The sequence below is a fragment of the Microcystis sp. LE19-41.2A genome, assembly GCF_027530405.1.
In the GTDB taxonomy this organism is placed as follows: Bacteria; Cyanobacteriota; Cyanobacteriia; order Cyanobacteriales; family Microcystaceae; genus Microcystis; species Microcystis aeruginosa.
The window spans coordinates 1-4,229 of the sequence record NZ_JAPZQJ010000381.1 but is presented as its reverse complement, the minus strand read 5'-3'; the positions used below and the strand labels follow the sequence as shown (position 1 = coordinate 4,229).

The window sequence follows — 4,229 nt, the reverse complement described above, 5'->3', positions numbered from 1 at the left end:
AACCCTTATCCTGACTTGATTTCAGTTTTTTCTTTGTCAGTAAGGGTGTCAACAAGGAATATTACAAATTGTTAACCGAGTCTTGAAAGCCTTGTGCTACAAAGGTTTGAAATGTTAAGAAAGATGTGACTAAAGGACAGCTTATCAAGGGGGGCAGGGGGGATCCCCCCGCCTATCGGCACCCCCCTTATCAAGGGGGGCAGGGGGGATCAGAGGCAAAATCTATCTTCAATTTAATTATAACTACTTACTTAAAAAATCTAGATTGATACCCCTATGACCGAACTTGCCCAACAAAAATGTCAACCTTATCAATCGGGTTCTTCTCCTATCACTGCCGAGGAAATTACCGCTTTACAGGCTAAAATTCCCGATTGGAATCTCTTAGAATACGAGGGCATTCCCCGTCTGCAAAAACTCTATAAATTTGCCAATTTTCAGGGGGCAATCGCCTTTACTAATGCCGTGGGAGAAGCGGCGGAAAAAGAAGGCCATCACCCCGCTTTATTGACAGAATGGGGCAAAGTAACCGTTTCTTGGTGGACCCATGACGTGGGCGGATTACATCAAAATGATTTCATCATGGCTGCCCGTACCGATGATATTTATCGCCAACAAAATGCTTAATCGTAGGCGCGAATCATCGCTTGGGTTCCCTGTTTAATTCCCTTGCCTTCGTCCAATTCCGCTACTACTTTAAATAGAGTTTCTGCTAAATCTGTCCCGGGCAGAATTTCCCCGGCTGTCTGGGCAGTTTGTTTGACTAATCGCAAATCTTTTAAAATATGTTCAATCATAAAAGCCGGCTGTAAATCTTGGGCGAGGATTTTTGGTCCCAAATTTTCCAACGCCCAAGAACCCGCCGCCCCCGTTTTACAGACTTCTATGACTAAATTGGGGTCTAATCCTTGAATTTTTGCCATTTTTAGAGCCTCACACAGCGCCACCATGTGAACCGCCCCCAAGACTTGATTACAGAGTTTTACCGCTTGTCCGTTGCCGATTTCGCCACACCAGCGAATAGTTTTGCCCATGGCTTGAAAACAGGGCAAACAAGTCTGAAAATCCGCTTCTTTCCCCCCCACCATAATGGTTAAAGTGCCGTTTTTCGCCCCAATATCGCCCCCAGAGACGGGAGCATCGAGAAAACGGAGATTATTTTCCTCTAGCTTTTTACCAATCATCCTAGCGGCTTGAGAGCCAATGGTACTCATATCCACCACCAGAGTTCCCACCGCTGCCGATTCCATGACACCCCCCGGTCCTAAAATTACCGCTTCCACGTCAGGCACATCTCCGACGCAGGTAAAGACAATCTCGGCATCCCTGACGGCGGCGGCGATACTAGAACAAATGTTCGCACCTGATGCCCTGGCAATGATTATCCCCGGCGCTTCTGGGCTGCGATTCCAAGCATTGACAGCAAAACCTCGACGGACAAGATTAGCTGTCATAGGCGCTCCCATTACTCCTAATCCTAAAAAGGCAATTTTTTGACTCATAATTTTGGTAATCAAGGGAACAGGGTGTGGGGTGTGGGGAAGTGGGGAAGTGGGGAAGTGGGGAAGTGGGGAAGTGGGGAAGCTGTTTCATCACCCTATCACCCCAAAACCCTCCGCAACGCGCACGCAGTGACCACCCTATCTCCTGACAACCGACGGCTAAACTAATTCTACCATTTGCAGAAATTGGGCTTCTGAAAGGGTTTTAATGCCTAATTTTTGAGCCTTTTTGAGTTTCTCACCGGGGGCTTTACCGAGGAGAATATAATCAGTGTTCGCACTGGGGGAACCGGTAACAGTACCACCGACATTAATAATCAATGATTTCGCTTTCTCGCGACTGATTTTGCTGAAGGTTCCTAGTATAACTACGCTTTTTCCTCTTAGGGGATTTTCTGCGGATTCTTGACTCTTTTGGACTATCTTTGCTGCCGGTTGCACTTCTAAACTTGTATCGGCAACCGTGATTTTTTCTGCTGTCACCACAGGAGTCGCCTTGGCAATCACCGGAGAGGTTTCCGGTTCTTCTACTACCGGAGTTTCCTTGGCAATCACCGGGGGGGTTTCTGGTTCTGCTACTACTGGAGTTTCACTAATAATTGCTTCTGGTTCATTAGTAATAATGGGAGCAGTTTGTCGAGAGAAATAGTCTCTTTCTTGCTGTAGGTTTTGAATTTTAACCTCTAAAGCGGCGATTTCTGCTTGCTTAGTTGCTAACTCGCCCTCAAACTTAATTTTTTCCTTTTCTAAAGCTTTAGCCGCCATTTTTTGGGCTTCTAAACCTTCAGTTAGTTGGCGATTTTGTTGGCTTAATTCCTCGATATGACGGGAAGTTGTGGCTTCCAATTGGTCTTTTTCGGCACTTAATTGGTGTAGTTGAATCTCTAAATTAGCAATATTTTCCCGATAGGTTTCTAACTGTTGGGGTAACTGGTTTAATCCCTGTAATTGCCCTTCTAAATCAGCAATTTTTGCCTGAGAATCAGCCAATTGTTGGGGTAACTGGGTTAATTCCTGTAATTGCCCTTCTAAATCAGCAATTTTTGCCTGAGAATCAGCCAATTGTGGCGGTAACTGGGTTAATTCCTGTAATTCACCTTTTAAATCAGCAATTTTTTCGGCAGCAGTGGTTAATTCTGCCGATAATTCCCCTTTCTGGACTTCTAAAGCTTGTAACTCCAGTTTAGCTGCTTCGAGATGAGCGCCGAGACTGTCCTTTTCGGCGGTTATGGCTGTCACTTGAGCGACGGTTTCTTGGAGTTTTATAGTTAAATTGTCGCATTCTTGCCCTAAAGAGAGCGATCGAGTTTGACTTACGGCTAAATCTTCGCTGAGAGACTTTTTTTGCTGCTCTAACCCAGTAATTTGACCCTGTAAGCTGGCTATTTCCTGCTGTCCTCGCTCATACTGTTCTGTTTGGTGAGCCAGATTCTGTTCTAAGGTTTGAATTTGACCTTGCAAGTTGGGAATTTGGGCGGCTAAATCGCTTAATTCTTGGTTTTTATGATCTAAATCGGCCACTTTCGCCCTTAATTCCTCTGCTTTTTCTATATCTTGCTGTAAGAGAGCTTTATCCTGTTCTAGGGTCTGAATTTGACTATAGAGAGAGGTGGTCTGTTTTTTGGTCAAATCAAATTGACGGTTAATTTCGCCTTTTTGCTGCTCTAAAGTTTGAATCTGTGCCTCTAGGCTAGTAATTTGGGCTTTTTCTGCCTCTAACTGCTCCATCAAACCCACTTTCTCCGCTTCTATTTCCTTAGCGGTGGTTTTCAGTTGTTCGATTTCACTCTCACCTATCTGGACAGCTTGCTGGAGGGACTGGAGAGAATTTTCTAAATCCGTAGCTTTGTGCTGTAATTGGGCGGAATGTTGTTCTATGTGAATGATTTTGGCGTGCAGCTGCTGATTTTCGTCTTTTAAATCTGATTGCGCCACGTCTAAACCCTTGACTTGAACCAACAAATCTGAGTTACTTTGCTGTAATTGCGCTTGTGCAGCTAAAAGGGCGGTATTTTTGCTGACGAGACTAGAGCGCGACCAGAGGAATAGTCCTCCGAAAACAGCACTTAAACCTAATCCTTCATAAATTAATTCGTTGAGCATATCTACCCTCCTAGACAAGCGAAAAACAGTCACCTAACCGAACTGATGCGGCAATTTTGGTTATAGACCTACATCTCTACTTATATCAGTTACGGGGTGCATTCGGGGGAAGGGGGGGGAAAAGTCACTTCTTTCATCCCGGTGTAAAAAGGTGATTTAGCTATTCGCGTTATGGTAAGCTAAACGGCGCTTAACCTGCATGATCCAACAGCTATAACCCTTTTGGAGTCTATATCGGTGATCCGAAGTAAAAGCCGTTTAGCTTAACTTGTGTCTGATCCCGTTCTTGGGTGATTTGCTGGTCAATTTCTTCCTGATGATCAAAATAGTAGCCCATGGCCGCATGAGCTTCGGTTGACTTTAAATTAAGGGTGCTGTCGGCATATTTCTTCCACAGACCAACCGGAGGTAATATAATCCATAACAATCTGTGCGACTCGAATACTTTGACTCAAATCCTTGTTAGACTTGGATTATAGCATTTGGCTCTTCGGGACTTGTTATGGTTCGATAGGGGGGCATAAATCGACTCAATCCTTATCTGGCAAGAGATTTAATTGATTAGTTCGCTCCAGATCGCAAACAATTGACAAAAATTGCGGCAATGTCTGTCTCTATAAAGGT

Annotated in this window: 3 protein-coding genes; 1 reads left to right on the top strand and 2 read right to left on the bottom strand. The window is 44.6% G+C overall.

What is annotated here, in order from left to right:
• The first annotated feature begins 276 nt into the window (after nt 1–276).
• Nucleotides 277–627: a 4a-hydroxytetrahydrobiopterin dehydratase gene (locus O9290_RS15500; RefSeq protein ID WP_002744294.1), complete on the top strand. Its 351-nt coding sequence runs from the start codon at nt 277–279 to the stop codon at nt 625–627.
• On the opposite strand, the gene O9290_RS15495 is transcribed toward O9290_RS15500, so the two are convergent.
• Together O9290_RS15495 and O9290_RS15490 are read right to left on the bottom strand one after the other, a co-directional pair.
• Nucleotides 624–1,502, bottom strand: a complete 879-nt coding sequence (locus O9290_RS15495; RefSeq protein WP_288057506.1) for an NAD(P)-dependent oxidoreductase — start codon at nt 1,500–1,502, stop codon at nt 624–626. The genes O9290_RS15500 and O9290_RS15495 overlap by 4 nt on opposite strands.
• A gap of 159 nt (nt 1,503–1,661) precedes the next feature.
• A complete protein-coding gene (locus tag O9290_RS15490; RefSeq protein WP_288057504.1) occupies nt 1,662–3,605 on the bottom strand; it encodes a BRCT domain-containing protein in 1,944 nt (647 codons plus the stop codon).
• Nucleotides 3,606–4,229 lie beyond the last annotated feature (624 nt).